The organism is Lysobacter terrestris (assembly GCF_014489475.1).
GTDB lineage: Bacteria > Pseudomonadota > Gammaproteobacteria > Xanthomonadales > Xanthomonadaceae > Agrilutibacter > Agrilutibacter terrestris.
The window spans coordinates 545,302-560,912 of record NZ_CP060820.1 but is presented as its reverse complement, the minus strand read 5'-3'; the positions used below and the strand labels follow the sequence as shown (position 1 = coordinate 560,912).

At 68.1% G+C, this 15,611-nt stretch carries 15 protein-coding genes; 2 read left to right on the top strand and 13 right to left on the bottom strand.

The annotated features are described in order from the left end of the window. Position 1 precedes the first annotated feature (1 nt). From H8B22_RS02655 to H8B22_RS02625, 7 genes are all read right to left on the bottom strand, one after another. Complete coding sequence (locus H8B22_RS02655) at positions 2 to 547, bottom strand: GNAT family N-acetyltransferase (RefSeq protein ID WP_187712581.1); 546 nt, start codon at positions 545 to 547, stop codon at positions 2 to 4. After that, positions 544 to 801 (bottom strand): hypothetical protein, encoded by a 258-nt coding sequence (locus tag H8B22_RS02650; RefSeq protein ID WP_187712580.1) that lies wholly within the window; start codon positions 799 to 801, stop codon positions 544 to 546. The genes H8B22_RS02655 and H8B22_RS02650 overlap by 4 nt, the downstream gene beginning before the upstream one ends. 99 nt (positions 802 to 900) lie before the next feature. Continuing rightward, the gene (locus H8B22_RS02645; protein ID WP_187712579.1) at positions 901 to 2,136 is read right to left on the bottom strand and encodes a cysteine desulfurase; all 1,236 of its coding nucleotides are present in this window, start codon (positions 2,134 to 2,136) and stop codon (positions 901 to 903) included. Beyond that, complete coding sequence (gene sufD, locus H8B22_RS02640) at positions 2,133 to 3,431, bottom strand: Fe-S cluster assembly protein SufD (protein WP_187712578.1); 1,299 nt, start codon at positions 3,429 to 3,431, stop codon at positions 2,133 to 2,135. The genes H8B22_RS02645 and sufD overlap by 4 nt, the downstream gene beginning before the upstream one ends. 1 nt (position 3,432) lies before the next feature. Then, positions 3,433 to 4,197 carry a Fe-S cluster assembly ATPase SufC gene (gene sufC, locus H8B22_RS02635; RefSeq protein ID WP_187712577.1) on the bottom strand — a complete coding sequence of 255 codons (765 nt, stop codon included), beginning with the start codon at positions 4,195 to 4,197 and terminating at the stop codon, positions 3,433 to 3,435. Positions 4,198 to 4,300: 103 nt separating this feature from the next. After that, positions 4,301 to 5,782, bottom strand: coding sequence for a Fe-S cluster assembly protein SufB (gene sufB, locus H8B22_RS02630; protein WP_187713501.1), 1,482 nt, complete (start codon positions 5,780 to 5,782; stop codon positions 4,301 to 4,303). Between the two features lie 51 nt (positions 5,783 to 5,833). Beyond that, a complete protein-coding gene (locus tag H8B22_RS02625) occupies positions 5,834 to 6,313 on the bottom strand; it encodes an SUF system Fe-S cluster assembly regulator (RefSeq protein ID WP_187712576.1) in 480 nt (159 codons plus the stop codon). Between the two features lie 510 nt (positions 6,314 to 6,823). Between H8B22_RS02625 and H8B22_RS02620 the strand changes: the two genes are divergently transcribed. Continuing rightward, positions 6,824 to 7,354, top strand: a complete 531-nt coding sequence (locus tag H8B22_RS02620) for an SET domain-containing protein (protein ID WP_187712575.1) — start codon at positions 6,824 to 6,826, stop codon at positions 7,352 to 7,354. A gap of 288 nt (positions 7,355 to 7,642) precedes the next feature. Beyond that, on the top strand, positions 7,643 to 9,949 hold the full coding sequence (locus H8B22_RS02615; RefSeq protein WP_187712574.1) for a DUF5916 domain-containing protein: 2,307 nt from the start codon (positions 7,643 to 7,645) through the stop codon (positions 9,947 to 9,949). Positions 9,950 to 9,959: 10 nt separating this feature from the next. Here H8B22_RS02615 and H8B22_RS02610 read toward each other — a convergent pair whose 3' ends face one another. The 6 genes from H8B22_RS02610 to fusA all read right to left on the bottom strand — a co-directional run bounded on the left by H8B22_RS02610 (position 9,960) and on the right by fusA (position 15,603). Further along, positions 9,960 to 10,418 carry a PIN domain-containing protein gene (locus tag H8B22_RS02610; RefSeq protein ID WP_208456921.1) on the bottom strand — a complete coding sequence of 153 codons (459 nt, stop codon included), beginning with the start codon at positions 10,416 to 10,418 and terminating at the stop codon, positions 9,960 to 9,962. A gap of 57 nt (positions 10,419 to 10,475) precedes the next feature. Next, on the bottom strand, positions 10,476 to 11,120 hold the full coding sequence (locus H8B22_RS02605) for a Cif family virulence factor (RefSeq protein ID WP_187712572.1): 645 nt from the start codon (positions 11,118 to 11,120) through the stop codon (positions 10,476 to 10,478). Between the two features lie 15 nt (positions 11,121 to 11,135). After that, on the bottom strand, positions 11,136 to 11,723 hold the full coding sequence (locus H8B22_RS02600; protein WP_187712571.1) for a DUF1439 domain-containing protein: 588 nt from the start codon (positions 11,721 to 11,723) through the stop codon (positions 11,136 to 11,138). Between the two features lie 74 nt (positions 11,724 to 11,797). Continuing rightward, positions 11,798 to 12,211 (bottom strand): hypothetical protein, encoded by a 414-nt coding sequence (locus H8B22_RS02595; protein WP_187712570.1) that lies wholly within the window; start codon positions 12,209 to 12,211, stop codon positions 11,798 to 11,800. Positions 12,212 to 12,403: 192 nt separating this feature from the next. Next, positions 12,404 to 13,066: a LysE family translocator gene (locus H8B22_RS02590; RefSeq protein WP_187712569.1), complete on the bottom strand. Its 663-nt coding sequence runs from the start codon at positions 13,064 to 13,066 to the stop codon at positions 12,404 to 12,406. Positions 13,067 to 13,554: 488 nt separating this feature from the next. Beyond that, positions 13,555 to 15,603 (bottom strand): elongation factor G, encoded by a 2,049-nt coding sequence (gene fusA / locus H8B22_RS02585; protein ID WP_187712568.1) that lies wholly within the window; start codon positions 15,601 to 15,603, stop codon positions 13,555 to 13,557. Positions 15,604 to 15,611: the final 8 nt, after the last annotated feature.

The following is a 15,611-nucleotide window of genomic DNA, read 5'->3' as shown; positions in this document are numbered from 1 at the left end:
GTCAGAGCGCCTTTTCCAGGACTTCGAAGCGCAGGTCGTCGCGCTTGGGGATGCCGAAACGCTCGTCACCGTAGGGAAACGCCTTCTTGATGCCGGTGCGACGGTAGCCGCGGCGCTCGTAGAACGCGATGAGTTCGTCGCGGATGTCGATCACGGTCATGCGCATGGCCGGCAGTCGCCATTCTTCGCGCGCGATGCGTTCGGCTTCGGTGATCACGGCCTTGCCGATGCCGCCGCCCTGCAGGTTCGGCTGCACCGAGAACATGCCGAAGTAGCCGGCACCGTTCTCGATGGCGATATGCGCGCAGGCCAGCAGTTCGGGCGCGCCGTCCCGGGTGGCGCGCTCGGCGATCAGGATGCGGCTGTCCGCGCGCGTGATGCAGGCCTGGATGTCGTCGGCGCCAGTGCGGCGGCCGTCGAGCATGTCGGCCTCGGTCGTCCAGCCCTGCTTGCTGGCGTCGCCGCGGTAGGCGGATTCGACCAGGGCGACCAGGGCATCGGTGTCGGCGAGCGTGGCGTTGCGGAAGCTCAAGGCGGAATGGGTCATGCGATCAGTCGGAGGAAGTAGGGGAGCAGCATCATCACCAGCAGCAGGCAGACCAGCGGGATCGCGATCATCAGGATGATCCGGATCGCCTTGCCGGCGCGGCCCTGCAGCACTTCGGCGCGGTCGTTGATGCGTTCGATGCGGCCGAGCTGTTGCTGGTACATCGTCATGTATTCGCGCTGCAGCGCCAATGCTTCGCGCTGGTTGTCGCGGATCTCGCGCAGCAGCGCGGTCGTTTCGGAGGCGTCGGCCATGGCACTAGAGGCTGGGAGGACCGCCTAAGCGTAGGGCGGGCCCCGGCCCGCCACAACGGTTGCCGCCCGGCCGAGGCTGGCGGCATGGTTGGGCAGCGCCTATGCCAGCAGCCGGCGTACCTTGCGCAGCGCCGCCACGAACGCCTCCACTTCCTCGTGCGTGTTGTAGAACGCGAACGAGGCGCGGCAGGTGGCCGGGACGCCGAAGTGGTGCATCAGCGGGTGCGCGCAATGGTGGCCGGAACGGATCGCCACGCCTTCCAGGTCGAGCAGGGTGGCGAGGTCGTGCGCGTGCGCGCCCTCGACCAGGAAGCTGATCACCGCGGCCTTCTCGGCGGCGCGGCCGAAGATGCGCAGGCCCTCGACCTTGTCCAGCTCTTCGGTCGCGTGGCGCAGCAGTTCCTGCTCGCGCGCCTCTGCGTTGTGCATGCCCAGGCTCGAGAGGTAATCGACGGCGGCACCGAGGCCGACGAAGCCGGCGATGTTCGGCGTGCCGGCTTCGAACTTGTGCGGCGGATCGTTGAAGACGGTGCCCTCGAAGCGCACTTCCTTGATCATCTCGCCGCCGCCGATGAAGGGCGGCATCGCGGCCAGGTGTTCGCGGCGCGCCCACAGCGCGCCGGTGCCGGTCGGGCCGCACATCTTGTGGCCGGTGAAGGCGTAGAAGTCGCAGCCGATCGCGGCGATGTCGACCGGGCGGTGCGGCGCGGCCTGGGAGCCGTCGATCGCGGTGACGATGCCGCGCTTGCGCGCTTCGCGGCAGATCTCACGCACCGGGTTGACCGTGCCGAGCACGTTGGAGACGTGCGTCAGCGACAGCAGCTTCACGTCCGGGGTGAGCAGCGCGTACAGCGCGTCGAGGTCGAGCTCGCCGGCCGCGTTGATGTCGGCGACCTTGATCGTCGCGCCGGTGCGTTCGGCCACGAGCTGCCACGGCACGATGTTGGCGTGGTGCTCCATGCGCGTCAGCACGATCGCGTCGCCCGGCTGCAGGCGCGGCAGCGCCCACGAGTAGGCGACGAGGTTGAGCGCGAAGGTGGTGCCGCTGCACAGCACGAGTTCGTCGGCGCGCACGTTGAAGAACGCCGCCAGCTTGCGGCGCGCGCCTTCGTAGGCGTCGGTCGCCTCCGTGCCCAGCGTGTGCACGGCGCGGCTGACGTTGGCGTTGTGCCAGCGGTAGAAGTCGTCGACGGACGCGATCACGCTCGCCGGCTTCTGTGCGGTGTTGGCCGAATCCAGGTAGATCAGCGGCTTGCCGTGGACCTCGCGCGCGAGCAGCGGGAAGTCGGCGCGGATGCGGGCCCAGTCGGTGGCGGTGGCGGGCGAGGCGTTCATGCGGCCGATTCCAGTCGCGACAGTGCGGCATCGAGCTTGGCCGCCACGGACTCGCGCAGCACAGCGTCTTCGATCACGGCCAGCGTCTCGCGGCAGAACGCGGCGGTGAGCAGGGCGCGGGCCTGCTGCTCGGGAATGCCGCGGCTGCGCAGGTAGAACATCGAGGTTGCGTCGAGCTGGCCGACCGCCGCACCGTGCGCGGCCTGCACTTCGTCGGCGTGGATTTCGAGCACGGGCTGGGTGTCGATTTCGGCACCGGCCGAGAGCAGCAGATTCTTGTTCGAGAGTTCGGCGACACTGCCATCGGCGCCTTCGCGGATGGTGATGCCGCCGTGGAACGCGGCCTTCGCGCGGCCCGCGCCGAGTCCGCGCCACAACAGTTCGCAACGCGTGTCGCGTGCGGCGTGGTCGATGCCCAGGCGGGTGTCGAGGTGGCGCTTGCCGTCGGCGAGCAGCACGCCGTTGGCGATCACCTGCGCGCCTTCGCCCTGCAGGGCGACGTTGAGTTCGTGGCGCGTCAGCGCACCGCCGAGTTCGAGGTCCAGGCGCAGGTAGGTGGCGCTGCGGGCGAGCACGGCGTCGGTGCGCGTGACCAGCGATGCGGTCGCGGCTTCTTCCTGCGTACGCACGTGGGTGAGGCGTGCGCGCGCGGCCAGGTGCACGTGGACGAGGCTGTTGACGAAATGCGCGTTGGCGTCGCTGGCGAGATGGTGCTCGACCAGCGTGAGCTCGGCATCGCCGCGCAGTTCGACCAGGTGGCGCGAATGCGAGGCGAGGTCGCGTTCCGCCGGCGCGCCGACGAACACCAGGTGGATCGGTTGCGTCGCCGCCGCGCCTTCCTCGGCGCGCAGGATCACGCCGTCGTCGGCGAGCGCCGCATTGAGCCGGGCGAAGACTTCGTCGGCGCGCTCGAAGCGGCGGGCGAGGAAATTCACCTCGCGCTCGTGCCCTTCGGCCAGTGCCTGCGACAGCGGCTGCAGCGTCACGCCCGTGGGCAGTGTGGTGAAGTCGCTGTGCGCCGGATCGAAGCGGCCGTTGACGAAGACGATGCGCGGCGCCGGGATGCCTGCCAGCAGCGCGCCGTCCAGCACCGCCGGCAGCGAAGCGGAGGGCACGAAGGCGCGACGCTCGAAGGCGCGCAGCGGCGTGTATTTCCAGCGTTCGCTGCGGGTGCCGGGCAGGCCGTCGCGCAGTGCGGCGGCCAGGGCGTCGCGGCGTGCGTCACCCAGGCCCGCGGCGTCGCGGTTGGGCAACGCGTCGAAGGCGGAAGCGAAGGAGTCGAGCAGGGCACTCATGTCAGGCCCCGGCTGCCGGCGTGACGCGGTCCTTGATCCAGGCGTAGCCGTGCTCTTCCAGCTGCAGCGCAAGCTCCGGGCCGCCGCTCTCGACGATGCGGCCGTCGGCCAGTACGTGCACCACGTCCGGCGTGATGTAGTCGAGCAGACGCTGGTAGTGGGTGACGACGAGGAAGGCGCGCTCCGGCGAGCGCAACGCATTCACGCCTTCGGCGACGTTCTTCAGCGCGTCGATGTCGAGGCCGCTGTCGGTCTCGTCGAGGATCGCGAGCTTGGGTTCGAGCAGGGCGAGCTGGAAGATCTCGTTGCGCTTCTTCTCGCCGCCGCTGAAGCCTTCGTTGACCGCGCGCTGCAGCAGGTCGTCCTTGAGGTGCAGCACGGCCAGCTTCTCGCGCACCCGCTTGAGGAACTGCATGGAATCCAGTTCGCTCTCGCCGCGCGCCTTGCGCTGGGCGTTGAGCGCGGCGCGCAGGAAGTAGGTGTTGTTCACGCCCGGGATCTCGACCGGGTACTGGAAGGCGAGGAACACGCCGCTGGCGGCGCGTTCTTCCGGTTCCAGCGCGAGCAGGTCGCGGCCTTCGAACTGCACGCTGCCGGAGACCACTTCATAGCCTTCGCGCCCGGCCAGCACGTTGCCGAGCGTGGACTTGCCGGCGCCGTTCGGACCCATGATCGCGTGCACCTGGCCCGGCTGCACTTCGAGCGAGAGGCCCTTGAGGATGTCCTTGCCGGCGACGCGGACGTGGAGGTTTTCGATCTTCAGCATGTTGGTTCTCTGTTTGTATTGAGGGCGATTCAGCGTCATCGCTTCGTTCGCCCCTCATCCGCCCTTCGGGCACCTTCTCCCCGCAGGCGGGGGGAAGGAAAAATCAGCCGACAGCGCCTTCCAGCGACACTTCCAGCAGCTTCTTGGCTTCCACCGCGAATTCCATCGGCAGTTCCTTGAACACCGACTTGCAGAAGCCGTCGACGATCATCGACACCGCGTCTTCCTCGCTGATGCCGCGCGAGCGGCAGTAGAACAGCTGGTCGTCGCTGATCTTCGAGGTCGTGGCTTCGTGCTCGACCGTCGCCGAGGGATGCTTGACCTCGATGTACGGGAAGGTGTGCGCGCCGCACTTCTTGCCGATCAGCAGCGAGTCGCACTGGGTGTGGTTGCGCGCGCCCTCGGCGTTCTTCTCGACGCGGACCAGGCCGCGGTAGGTGTTCTGGCCGCGGCCGGCGCTGATGCCCTTGCTGACGATCTTCGACTTGGTGCGCTTGCCGATGTGGATCATCTTGGTGCCGGTGTCGGCCTGCTGGCGATGGTGCGTCAACGCGACCGAGTGGAACTCGCCGACCGAGTCGTCGCCCAGTAGCACGCACGACGGGTACTTCCAGGTGACCGCCGAGCCGGTCTCGACCTGCGTCCAGCTGATCTTGCTGCGCGCGCCGCGGCATTCGCCGCGCTTGGTCACGAAGTTGTAGATGCCGCCGACGCCGTTCTCGTCGCCGGGGTACCAGTTCTGCACGGTCGAATACTTGATCTCGGCGTCTTCCAGCGCGACCAGTTCGACCACCGCGGCGTGCAGCTGGTTCTCGTCGCGCTGCGGCGCGGTGCAGCCTTCCAGGTAGGAGACGTAGGCCTTGTCCTCGCACACGATCAGGGTGCGTTCGAACTGGCCGGTCTCGCTGGCGTTGATGCGGAAGTAGGTGCTCAGCTCCATCGGGCAGCGCACGCCCTTGGGAATGAACACGAACGAGCCGTCGGAGAACACCGCCGAGTTGAGCGCGGCGAAGTAGTTGTCGTGGGTCGGGACGACGCTGCCCAGGTACTTGCGGACCAGGTCCGGGTATTCATGGACCGCTTCGGACATCGAGCAGAAGATCACGCCCTTCTCGGCCAGCTCCTTGCGGAACGTGGTGCCGACCGAGACCGAGTCGAACACCGCGTCGACCGCGACGCCGGCGAGCTTGGCGCGCTCGTGCAGCGGCACGCCCAGCTTCTCGTAGGTGTCCAGCAGTTCCTGCGGCACCTCGTCCAGCGAGGCGTACTTCGGGCCCTTGGGCGCGGAGTAGTAGCTGATCGCCTGGAAGTCGATCGGCGCGATGTCGAGCTTGGCCCAGTGCGGCTCGGCCATGGTCAGCCAGTGGCGGTAGGCGGCCAGGCGCCAGTCCGTCATCCACTCCGGTTCGTTCTTGCGCGCGGAGATGGCGCGGATCGTGCCTTCGTCGAGGCCGGGCGGCAGCGACTCGGATTCGATCTGGGTGACGAAGCCGGCTTCGTACTTGCGGCCGAGCTGCTCGCGGATCTCCCTGTTCTGGAGCGGGCGATTCGTCTCTGTCTGGTTGTCGATGGTTTCGGTGGCCATGTGGCTGCCTACGGGGTTCATTGCGATCGTCATGGCGGGCTGGAGCCCGCCCTACGTGGTGGCCAGGCGCAGATCGATGCGCTTGCCGGGATTTCCTGTCGACGCAGGTTTGGTCGGAGGCGGGGCCAGCATCTGGGCGAGGGTGATGCCGCGCAGGGCGTCGATCACCACGTCGTTGATGCGGTTCCAGTTGGCGCGCACGCCGCAGGACTGCTCGATGCCGCAGTTGCCGGTGTGGACGCTGCATTCGGTCATGCCCAGCGGCCCTTCCAGCGCTTCCACGATGTCGATCAGGCCGATTGCCTCCGCCGCCCGGGACAGCCGATAGCCGCCGTTGGCGCCGCGCGTGGCCGCGACCAGGCCGGCCTGCGCCAGGGGCTTGAGGACCTTGGCGACGGTCGGGGTTTCCAGTCCGGCCCGTTCCGCCAGCTCCGAGGCGCTCAGGACCGTCTCCGGCGCGCCGGAATGGTGCGCGGCCAGGACGGTCATGACGACCGTGGCGTAGTCGGTGAGTTTGGCGACCCTGAGCATCTGGGCGGACGGGGAGTAATTAGTACTGGAATTGTACTGATTTGGCCGGTTCGGGTCGAGCCGCGGGGTGTGGAATGGCCCGGAGGGATTCCGGAGGGGCTCACCGGGACTCCGGCAGGGCTCGGAGGGATTCCGGCAGGGCTCGAAGGGATTCCGGCAGGGCTCGGAGGGATTCCGGCAGGGCTCGAAGGGATTCCGGCAGGGCTCGGAGGGATTCCGGCAAGGCTCGAAGGGATTCCGGCAGGGCTCGGAGGGATTCCGGCAAGGCTCGGAGGGATTCCGGCAGGGCTCGGAGGGATTCCGGCAGGGCTTGGAAGGATTCCGGCAGGGCTCGAAGGGGACTCCAGAAGGACTCGACTGGATTCAGGAAAGGCTCTCGGAGATTCCGGAAAGACTGCGAGGGCCCTCAAGGGTCATCCCATACAGCGACCTTGCCCCATGCGATGACGGCATCACCGCTTATCCAGCACAATCGCCCCCTTTCGTCATTTCCTCGCGACCGGACCCTGCATGCCACGCAAGATCGCCACCCGCCGTTCCACCATCCATGGCAACGGCATGTTCGCCGTCGCGTCGATCGAGAAGGGCGAGCGCCTGATCGAGTACAAGGGCCGCCGCCGCACCCACGCGGAAGTGGACGAAGGCGACAGCGGCGACGTCGATTCCGGGCACACCTTCCTGTTCACGCTCAACGACGAGTACGTGATCGACGCGAACTTCGACGGCAACTCCGCGCGCTGGATCAACCACAGCTGCGCGCCCAACTGCGAGGCCGTGCTGGAAGAGGACGACGGCGACGACCGCCGCAAGGACCGGGTCTTCATCGAAGCGATCCGCGACATCGCGCCGGGCGAGGAGCTGTCCTACAACTACGGCATCCGCCTCGAGGAAAAGCACACCAAGGAGCTGAAGAAGATCTGGGAATGCCGCTGCGGCAGCCCCGATTGCACCGGCACCATGCTGCAGCCAAAGAAAGACAAGTCCGAAAAGAAGAAGAAAAAGGACAAGAAGAAAAAGAAGGGCAAGGGCAAGAAGGACTGACGCCCGCCTGCCCTGTCGAAGCGCCGGGTTCGTCCCGGCGCTGCTTTTTTGCGGGTTCCGCGGCGCCCGGGGCCGCGATCTTCACGCCGTCGCCGCGAACGCGCGAGGCGCGAACGGAGGCCTTCCGGCCCGCCTGTGAAGTTGCGATGCATGAACCGATCGAATGGTTGGCATGACTTTCGCCATTCGGTAACGGGCAAGGTCGGCAATACCCTGCCGGCCAACCGGGTCGTCCCCGGCCTTGCCGGCGCACGTGGATGCGCCCGCGATCCTTCCGCCGGACTCCCCATGCTGCGTGCAACACTGACCACCGCCATCCTGGCCGCGCTCGCCGCGCCCCCCGCCCTGGCCACCGTCGAGATCGACGGCCGGATCGATCCCGCCGAATGGCAGGGCGCCCAGCACGTTACCGACTTCCGCCAGACCCAGCCGCTGTCGCGCGCGCCCGCGTCGCAGCCGACCGAAGCCTGGATCCTCGCCACCGAGGACGGCCTGGCGGTCGCCTTCCGCAACCTGCAGTCGCCCGACATCCCGCGCACGCGCCAGCAGGCGCAGCGCGACCAGGGCGCGCAGGCCGACCGCATCAACCTCTACGTCGACTTCGACGGCGACGGCCGCAGTGGCTACAACTTCACCGTGCTGCTGTCCAACAGCATCACCGACACCACCATCACCAACGAGAACCAGTTCAACTCCGACTGGGACGGCGACTGGCGCCACGCGACCAGCGAGGACGAAGCGGGCTGGTCGGCGGAAATCCTGATCCCCTGGTACATCGCGCCGATGCGCGACGTCGAAGGCACGCGCACGCTGGGCATCCAGCTCGACCGCGTGATCGGCGCCAGCGGCGAGCGCGCGTCGTGGCCGGCGGTGAGCTTCCAGGACACGCGCTTCCTCACCGCGCTCAACAAGGTGCAGGTGCCGGCGTACAGCCAGTCGCTGCTGGCGATCACGCCGTATGTCTCCGGCGTGTACGACAACGTGGCGCACAAGAGCGACTTCGACACCGGCGCCGACATCTTCTGGAAGCCCAACGGCAAGTTCCAGCTCAGCGCCACGCTCAACCCCGACTTCGGCCAGGTCGAGAGCGACCAGCTGGTGGTGAATTTCAGCGCGCAGGAAAGCTTCTTCAGCGACAAGCGCCCGTTCTTCACCGAGAACCAGGGTTATTTCGACGTGCCGTTCGGCTCGCTCAATACCTCCAACAAGCTGATCTACACCCGCCGCGTCGGCGCCAATGCCGACGACGGCAGCGGCGCGGGCGACGTCACCGCGGCGGTGAAGGTCAACGGCAGCCTGGGCGCGATGAACTACGGCGTGTTCGCCGCCACCGAAGCGGACGAAGCCGGCCGCGACTTCTATGCGGTGCGCACCTCGCACGACGGCGAGAAGCAGGGCATCGGCGCCATGGTCACCCGGGTCGATCGCCCCTGCTACGGGCAGGACGTGGAGGGCTGCATTGGCCGCGAAGCCAACGTCTACGAAGTCGACCACCGCTGGACGCCGAACCCGCAGTGGTCGATCCGCACCACGCTGGTGGGCTCGGACATCACTGGGATGGGCACGGACGCGTTCGGGCGGCGTGATGCGGGCGAATCCGGCAGCGACACGGGCGGACAGGTGCGCATCGACTGGGACATGGGCGACGGCTGGCGCCAGCAGCTGTACATGCTGCACCTGGGCGACAAGCTGCAGCTCAACGACTTCGGTTTCCTCGAGCGCAACAACTTCAACTACGCCCGCTACGACCTCGCCAAGCGCTTCACCAACCTGCCGGAGACCTCGCGGTACAGCGCGGCCGACTGGCACTGGGCCACGTCGCGCCGCGTCAACGACCACGGCCTGCACATCGCCGATGCCTTCGCGATGAACCGCAGCGGCCAGCTGCGCGATGGCGGCAACGATTTCTTCGAGGTCGCCTCGTGGTCGTCCGGCCATGACGACCGCATCCTGCGCGGCAACGGCATCGTGAACATGCCGGCCAAGTACTTCCTGTTCTACGAACGCAACCGCCCGCGCCAGGGCGATGGCCACTGGGAGTTCTACGGCAACACGCGCTGGGCCTCCGAAGGCCTGGGCACGCCGGGCAAGAGTTCGCTGCAGCTGTCCTTCGAGCCGACCTACCACGTCAACGATCGCCTGCGCTTCTTCACCTCGTGGTTCTTCGAGCACAACTCCGACTGGGTGCTGTGGCGTGGCGACAACCTGCTGGGCAGCTATGACGAGGACATGATCCAGCTCAACGCCGGCAGCGTGTTCCTGATCAACGACAAGCAGCAATTGCGCGTGCGCCTGGAAGCGATCGGCCTGGATGCCAAGGCGAAGCAGGCCTACCGCGTCGCGGCGAACGGCGAGCCGTTGCCGTCGGCGGAAGCGATTCCCGACGTGGGCCTGCGCAACCTCGGCTTCCAGGTGCGCTACCGCTACGAGCTGGCGCCGCTGTCCTACCTCTACATCGCCTACGTGCGCGGCGGTTCGTTCTTCGAGGAAGACGTGCTCGGCCGCTATGGCGCGCGCGACGAGTTCGCCGACGCCTTCAGCCTGCGCGACAGCGAGCAGCTGCTGGTGAAGCTGTCGTACCGCTTCGAGCTGTAACCGGCTCGGATCAGTTGCTGGCGGCGGCGCGCGCCGCCAGCCACGCTTCCGGGGTGAGGATCGCGAACAGATTCGCGCGCCGTGCCCGCCGCGCCAGCGAGAGCAGGTGGTCGTCGCGGCTCAGCAGCCAGTGCGCGCCGGTGCGCAGGGCCAGGTCGAGGAACTTCTGGTCGTGCGGATCGCGGCAACGCAGCGGCGGCGGGTCGGATACGTCGGCATCGCCCGCATCCGGCAACCGCTGCACGAGCGCGTCGAAGCGCGCATGCGCGGCCGCTCGCGCGGCATCGTCCAGGCGCAGCACCGGATAGAACAGCACACGCCGCCATTCCTCGCGGCAGGCATCGTCGGTGACCGCCGCGACCTCGGCGGCCTGCAGCGCCTGCAGCAGGCCGACGCAACGCGGGTCGGCGAACACGAACAGGTCCAGGCACACATTGGTGTCCAGCACGATCACGGGTGCTGCCTGCATCGTCGTCGTCATGTCGCCTGCGGATCGGGAATCACACGCCCGTGCGCTCCGCGCCTGTTACGGCGCGGTTTCCTGCAGGTTGGCCGAGGCGATGCGCCACGCGCGCTGCTCGGCCGTCGCGCCATCGACGACGGCGCGGCGCAGGGTGTAGCGGCCACTGAAGCGGCGCTGGCCGCCATCGCGCTGCGCGGCGACCAGGGTGACCGGGATCTCGATGTAGCGCGACCCGGCGGCGGCCTCGACACTGCCCGGCGCCTGCATTTCCACCGACACGCCGGTGGTGTCGCCGAAGCCGGCGGCGAACTGCGCCGGCGATTGCCCGCTGGCGCGGCCGTCGTCCGACCACAGCGCGTAGGCGCGGCCGAAGTCGCCGCTGTTGATCGCCGCGTAGTAGTCGCGGATCACCGCGACGGCATCGTCCGGCGAGGGTTCGTCGGCCGTGGCTTCGCCTTGCGCGGCTTCCGGAAGGATCGGGTTGCCGTCGGCGTCGAGCGCCACCTCCGGTTGCTCCGCCACCGGCGCGCCGATGGGGCCGGGGCCCGGGCGGGCCGGCATGCCGGTGACGCCGCCCGCGGCGCCCGTCGGCGTCGGCAGTTGCTCGACCGTGCCGCCGTCGGCCGTGGTCTTCTTGGCATCGCCGCCGCCGCAGGCCGCGAGCAGCAGGGTGGAGAGCAGGAGGGTTGCGATGAAGGGCGTGCGCATCAGTGGTTGGTTTCGTCAGTTGTCGCCGAGGTGCACCACGACCTGGCCGTCCTCGATGTCGGTGCGGCCGATGCGGCGCGAACCGAGGCGATCGAGCAGGCTGTTGTCGAAGCGATAGACGGGTTCGTCGCGTGCGTAGCCGGCCAGCCAGTCGTTGAGCAGGCCACGCGCCGAGCTGTTCATCATGCCGCCCAGCGACGGCACATTCACCTGTTCGATCGCCGGGTCCTGCAGGTGCAGGCCACGCGTGGTCGGGTCGAAACGCAGCGCGCTGGTCAGGGCGAAGTGGCCGCTGGGCCGGCTGCTGTCGCTGCCGAGCGCGCCGATGCCGAGGTCGAAGTCCAGGCGCAGGCGGTTGCTGCCCTGCGGGATCGACAGGCGCGGGTTGAGCAGCGTCATCGACACCAGCCCACCGAGCTTGTCGTAGTGCTTGGGGAAGTTGCGGTTGAGCGACTGCTGCAGCTGCGGCTGGGTGAAGTTCACCTGGTTGCCCAGCAGCGCGGTCACGGCGCCGAGCGTCGAGCAGCCGGACGCGGCAAGCACGGAGCCCAGCAGGGCGCTGGTGGCGAGGACGGTGGCGAGAAAACGGCGGCGCGGGTTCATCGTGGTATCCGTGGATGAGCGGGACGGTCGGACGATACCCGCGCCGGTTTGCATCGCAGGTGAATTGGCGGTGCTCAGGCGCGGCGCGGATTGAGCCAGGCCACCAGCACGCCCAGCGCCACCATGCGCAGGCTGTCGAACACCAGCTGCTTGTGCACGAGCGCGGCGGGCATGGCGGTGACCACCCAGTAGATCAAGAACTGCGGGATCACCGTCAGGAACGCGACGGCGATACCGAAGCGGATGCCCTGCGCCAGCGTCGAGCGCGCGCCGATGCCTTGCCGGTAGATCCAGGTCATCGCGAAACCGATGCACGCATCGGCCAGCAACATCCACTGCATCATGCCGTTGGCCTGTTCCTGCGAACGCATGACCGTGCCGACCAGTGCGTTGTAGTCGTCGGCGAGCAGCAGGCCGTGGACGACGAAGCCCAACAGTGCCGTGGCGATGGTCATGACCACGCCGGAAATCCAGAAACGCTTGTCCATGGTGCCCCCTCGGGATTGCGGACGGTTCGGAAGGAATGCCGGCAGGTGGGGGCTGGCGACCGCGCGATGCTAGCGCGGTGGAGGCGTCAAGTCGTTAGCCTCGGCGCGGCGCTTGGCCGTGTGCCGGCAACGCTCGTGGCTGGCCCTGTCAGCCGCGGGCGCGGTTCTGGTCCTGCCGCGACCAGCAGCGAGTCACAGGCCGCTGCGCTGCTGCAGCGCCAGGCGCAGGCCCAGGCCGATGAAGAACGCGCCGAGCGCGCGTTGGCGCCACAGCGCGAAGCGGCCGTTGCCGTCGCGCAGCCTGCGGCCGAGGCGGCCGACCATGGTGCTGAGGAAGGCGCTGTGGCTGAAGCCGATCAGCGACAGCAGCGTGCCCAACACCAGGAACTGCACCCACACCAGGCCGCGTTCGGGATGCACGAACTGCGGCAGGAAGGCGAGGAAGAACAACGCCACCTTCGGGTTGAGCACGCCGGTCACCACCGAGCGCCAGTACACCGCGTCGGGTTTGTTCGGCGCCGTCTGCGCGGGCGCGGGGTGCAGTTCGTCGCCGGTGGTGTTGCGGCCGCTGCGCCAGGCCTTGATCCCCAGCCACACCAGGTAGAAGGCGCCGGCGTACTTGAGTACCTCGAAGGCGAGCGCCGAAGTCGCCAGCACCGCCGACAGCCCCAGGCCCGCGGCGAGCGCATGCAGCAGCGTCGCGGTTTCCAGTCCGAGCCCGGCGCGCAGGCCGCGCGCGGTCCCGCCGGCGACGGTCTGGGCGACGATCCAGGCGGTGCCCGGCCCGGGAATGATCACGAGCACCACGGCCGTGGCGAGGAAGGCGAGCAGGGTGGGCGTGTCGAACAGGTGCATCGCGCAATTATCGTCGAAGCCCGCCGCCGGGGGCGCTTGCGCGCGGCGGCGCAGGGAATTCGCGCCGAAAGCGCAAAGCCCGAAACGCAAAAGCCCGAAGCTCAGGCCTCGGGCATGGGTGGTAGCAGGCGCGCGATGCGGGCCGCCTCAGGCAAAAGCGGCGCCTGACACGGCCCAGACCACCGCCGCCAGCAAGGCGACGGCGAGCATGCTGCGGGCGAGACGTTCGTACCGGTCGCTGGACCGGGTTGGCTTTCCGGCGTTCATGGTGACCCCCCTGTTGCAGGAGGGATGAAACGCCTGAAACCGCCAGCGATCTGCGAACCGGATCACAAGGCCGCTTGCGGCCTGCACGGGTTTTCCGGTTGGTGCCGTGCATCGCAATTTCACGGCCGCCGTTGCCGCAGTCAGCCTTGTCGTGATCGGCCGCTGGGCGGGTGGCGGGCATCCGGACCGGTGCTGCCGGTCCGGGTTGCGCGCGTGGCGGCTCAGTCCTCTTCCGCCTTCGGCTTGTAGCCCTCGACCAGCTTCTGCTGCACCTGTGGCGGGACCGGTTCGTAGTGGCTGAAGTCGAGCGAGTAGCGGCCGCGGCCGGCGGTCACCGATTTCAGCTCCGCCGCGTAGCCCTCCAGCTCCGACAGCGGCACCTGCGCGCGCACGACGATCTCGTTGCCGCGCGTCGAGTCGGTGCCGTTGATGCGCGCACGCTTGCTGGCGAGGCCGCCGCTGATGTCGCCCATGTGCTGCTCGGGCGCGCTGACCTCGAGGTCGACGATGGGTTCGAGCACCTGCGGCCGCGCCTTGCTGATCGCGTCGAGGAAGGCCTTCTTGCCCGCGGCGACGAACGCGACTTCCTTGCTGTCGACGCTGTGGTGCTTGCCGTCGTACACGATCACGCGCACGTCCTGCATCGGATAGCCGGCGACCGCGCCGTGGTGCAGCACCTGGCGCACGCCTTTCTCCACCGCCGGCATGAACTGGCCGGGGATGGTGCCGCCCTTCACCTCGTCGACGAACTCGAAGCCGCCACCGCGCGGCAACGGCTCGATGCGCAGGAACACCTCGCCGAACTGGCCCGCGCCGCCGGTCTGTTTCTTGTGGCGGTGGTGGCCTTCGGCCTTGCCGGCGACGGTTTCGCGGTAGGCGATGCGCGGCGGGCGCGATTTCACTTCCACGCCGTGCTTGTCTTTGAGCCGGTCGAGGTTGACGCGCAGGTGCAGGTCGGAGAGGCCGCGGATCACCGTTTCGTTGGTTTCGGCTTCGTGTTCGACGGTGAAGCAGGGATCTTCCTCGGCGAGCTTGTGCAGCGCGGTCGACAGCTTCTGCTCCTGGCCCTTGTGCGCGGCTTCCACCGCCAGGCCGAACATCGGCTTGGGAAAGTCCAGCGGATCCAGGTGGATGTGGTCCTCGTCGTGGCTGTCGTGCAGCACCGCGTCGAAATGCAGTTCGTCGACCTTGGCGACCGCGGCGATGTCGCCGGGCACGGCCTGGTCGATCTCGACGTGGTCCTTGCCCTTGAGCTTGAACAGGTGGCCGACCTTGAACGGCTTCTTGCCGTCGTCGACGAACAGCTGCGTGTCCTTCTTCACCGTGCCCTGGTAGACGCGGAAGATGCCGAGCTTGCCGACGAAGGGATCGTTGACGATCTTGAAGACGTCGGCGATCACGTGCCGGCCCGGATCGGGCGCGGCGTCGACCGGTTCGGCGCCCTGGCCGTTGAGCTTGTGGAAGGCCGGCGGATTGGCTTCGGCGGGATTCGGGAAGAGTTTTTCCGCGGTATCCAGCAATTCCCTGGTGCCCACGCCGCTGCGTGCCGAACAGAACAGCACGGGGACGAGGTGGCCTTCGCGCAGGCATTGCTCGAAGGCGTCGTGCAGTTCCTGTCCGGACAGGCCGCCCTCGCCGAGGTCGAGGTAGTGCTCCATCACCGTCTCGTTGATCTCGACCACCTGGTCGATGATCTTCTGGTGCCACTCGGCGACGGGGCCGAGGTCGCTGTCGCCCTGCGTGTTCGCGAAGCAGTCGATCACGCCCTTGCCGCCGTCGACCGGCAGGTTCAACGGCAGGCATTCGTTGCCGAAGGTCTCGCGCAATTCGTCCAGCACGCGCGCGCTGGCGGCGTCGGCGTGGTCGATCTTGTTGACCACCAGCACGCGGCACAGGTTGCGTGCCTTGGCGTACTCCATCATGCGGCGCGTGCCGTATTCCACGCCGCTGTCGGCGTCCACGACTATCGCCACGGTTTCCACGGCCGCGAGCGCGGACAGCGCGGGGCCGCGGAAGTCGGGATAGCCGGGGGTGTCGATCAGGTTGACGTGGATGCCGCCGTGGTCGGTGGAGGCGATGCCGACGTCGAGCGAGTGGCCGCGTTCTTTTTCGATCGGGTCGAAGTCGGAGACGGTGCTGCCGCGTTCGATGCTGCCTGCTGTCTGGATCGCGCCGCCGGCGTGCAGCAGGGCTTCGAAGAGCGTCGTCTTGCCGGCGGCGGGGTGGCCTGCCAAGGCCACGTTGCGGATGTCCTGTGTGCTGTACGACATGAGGCCGT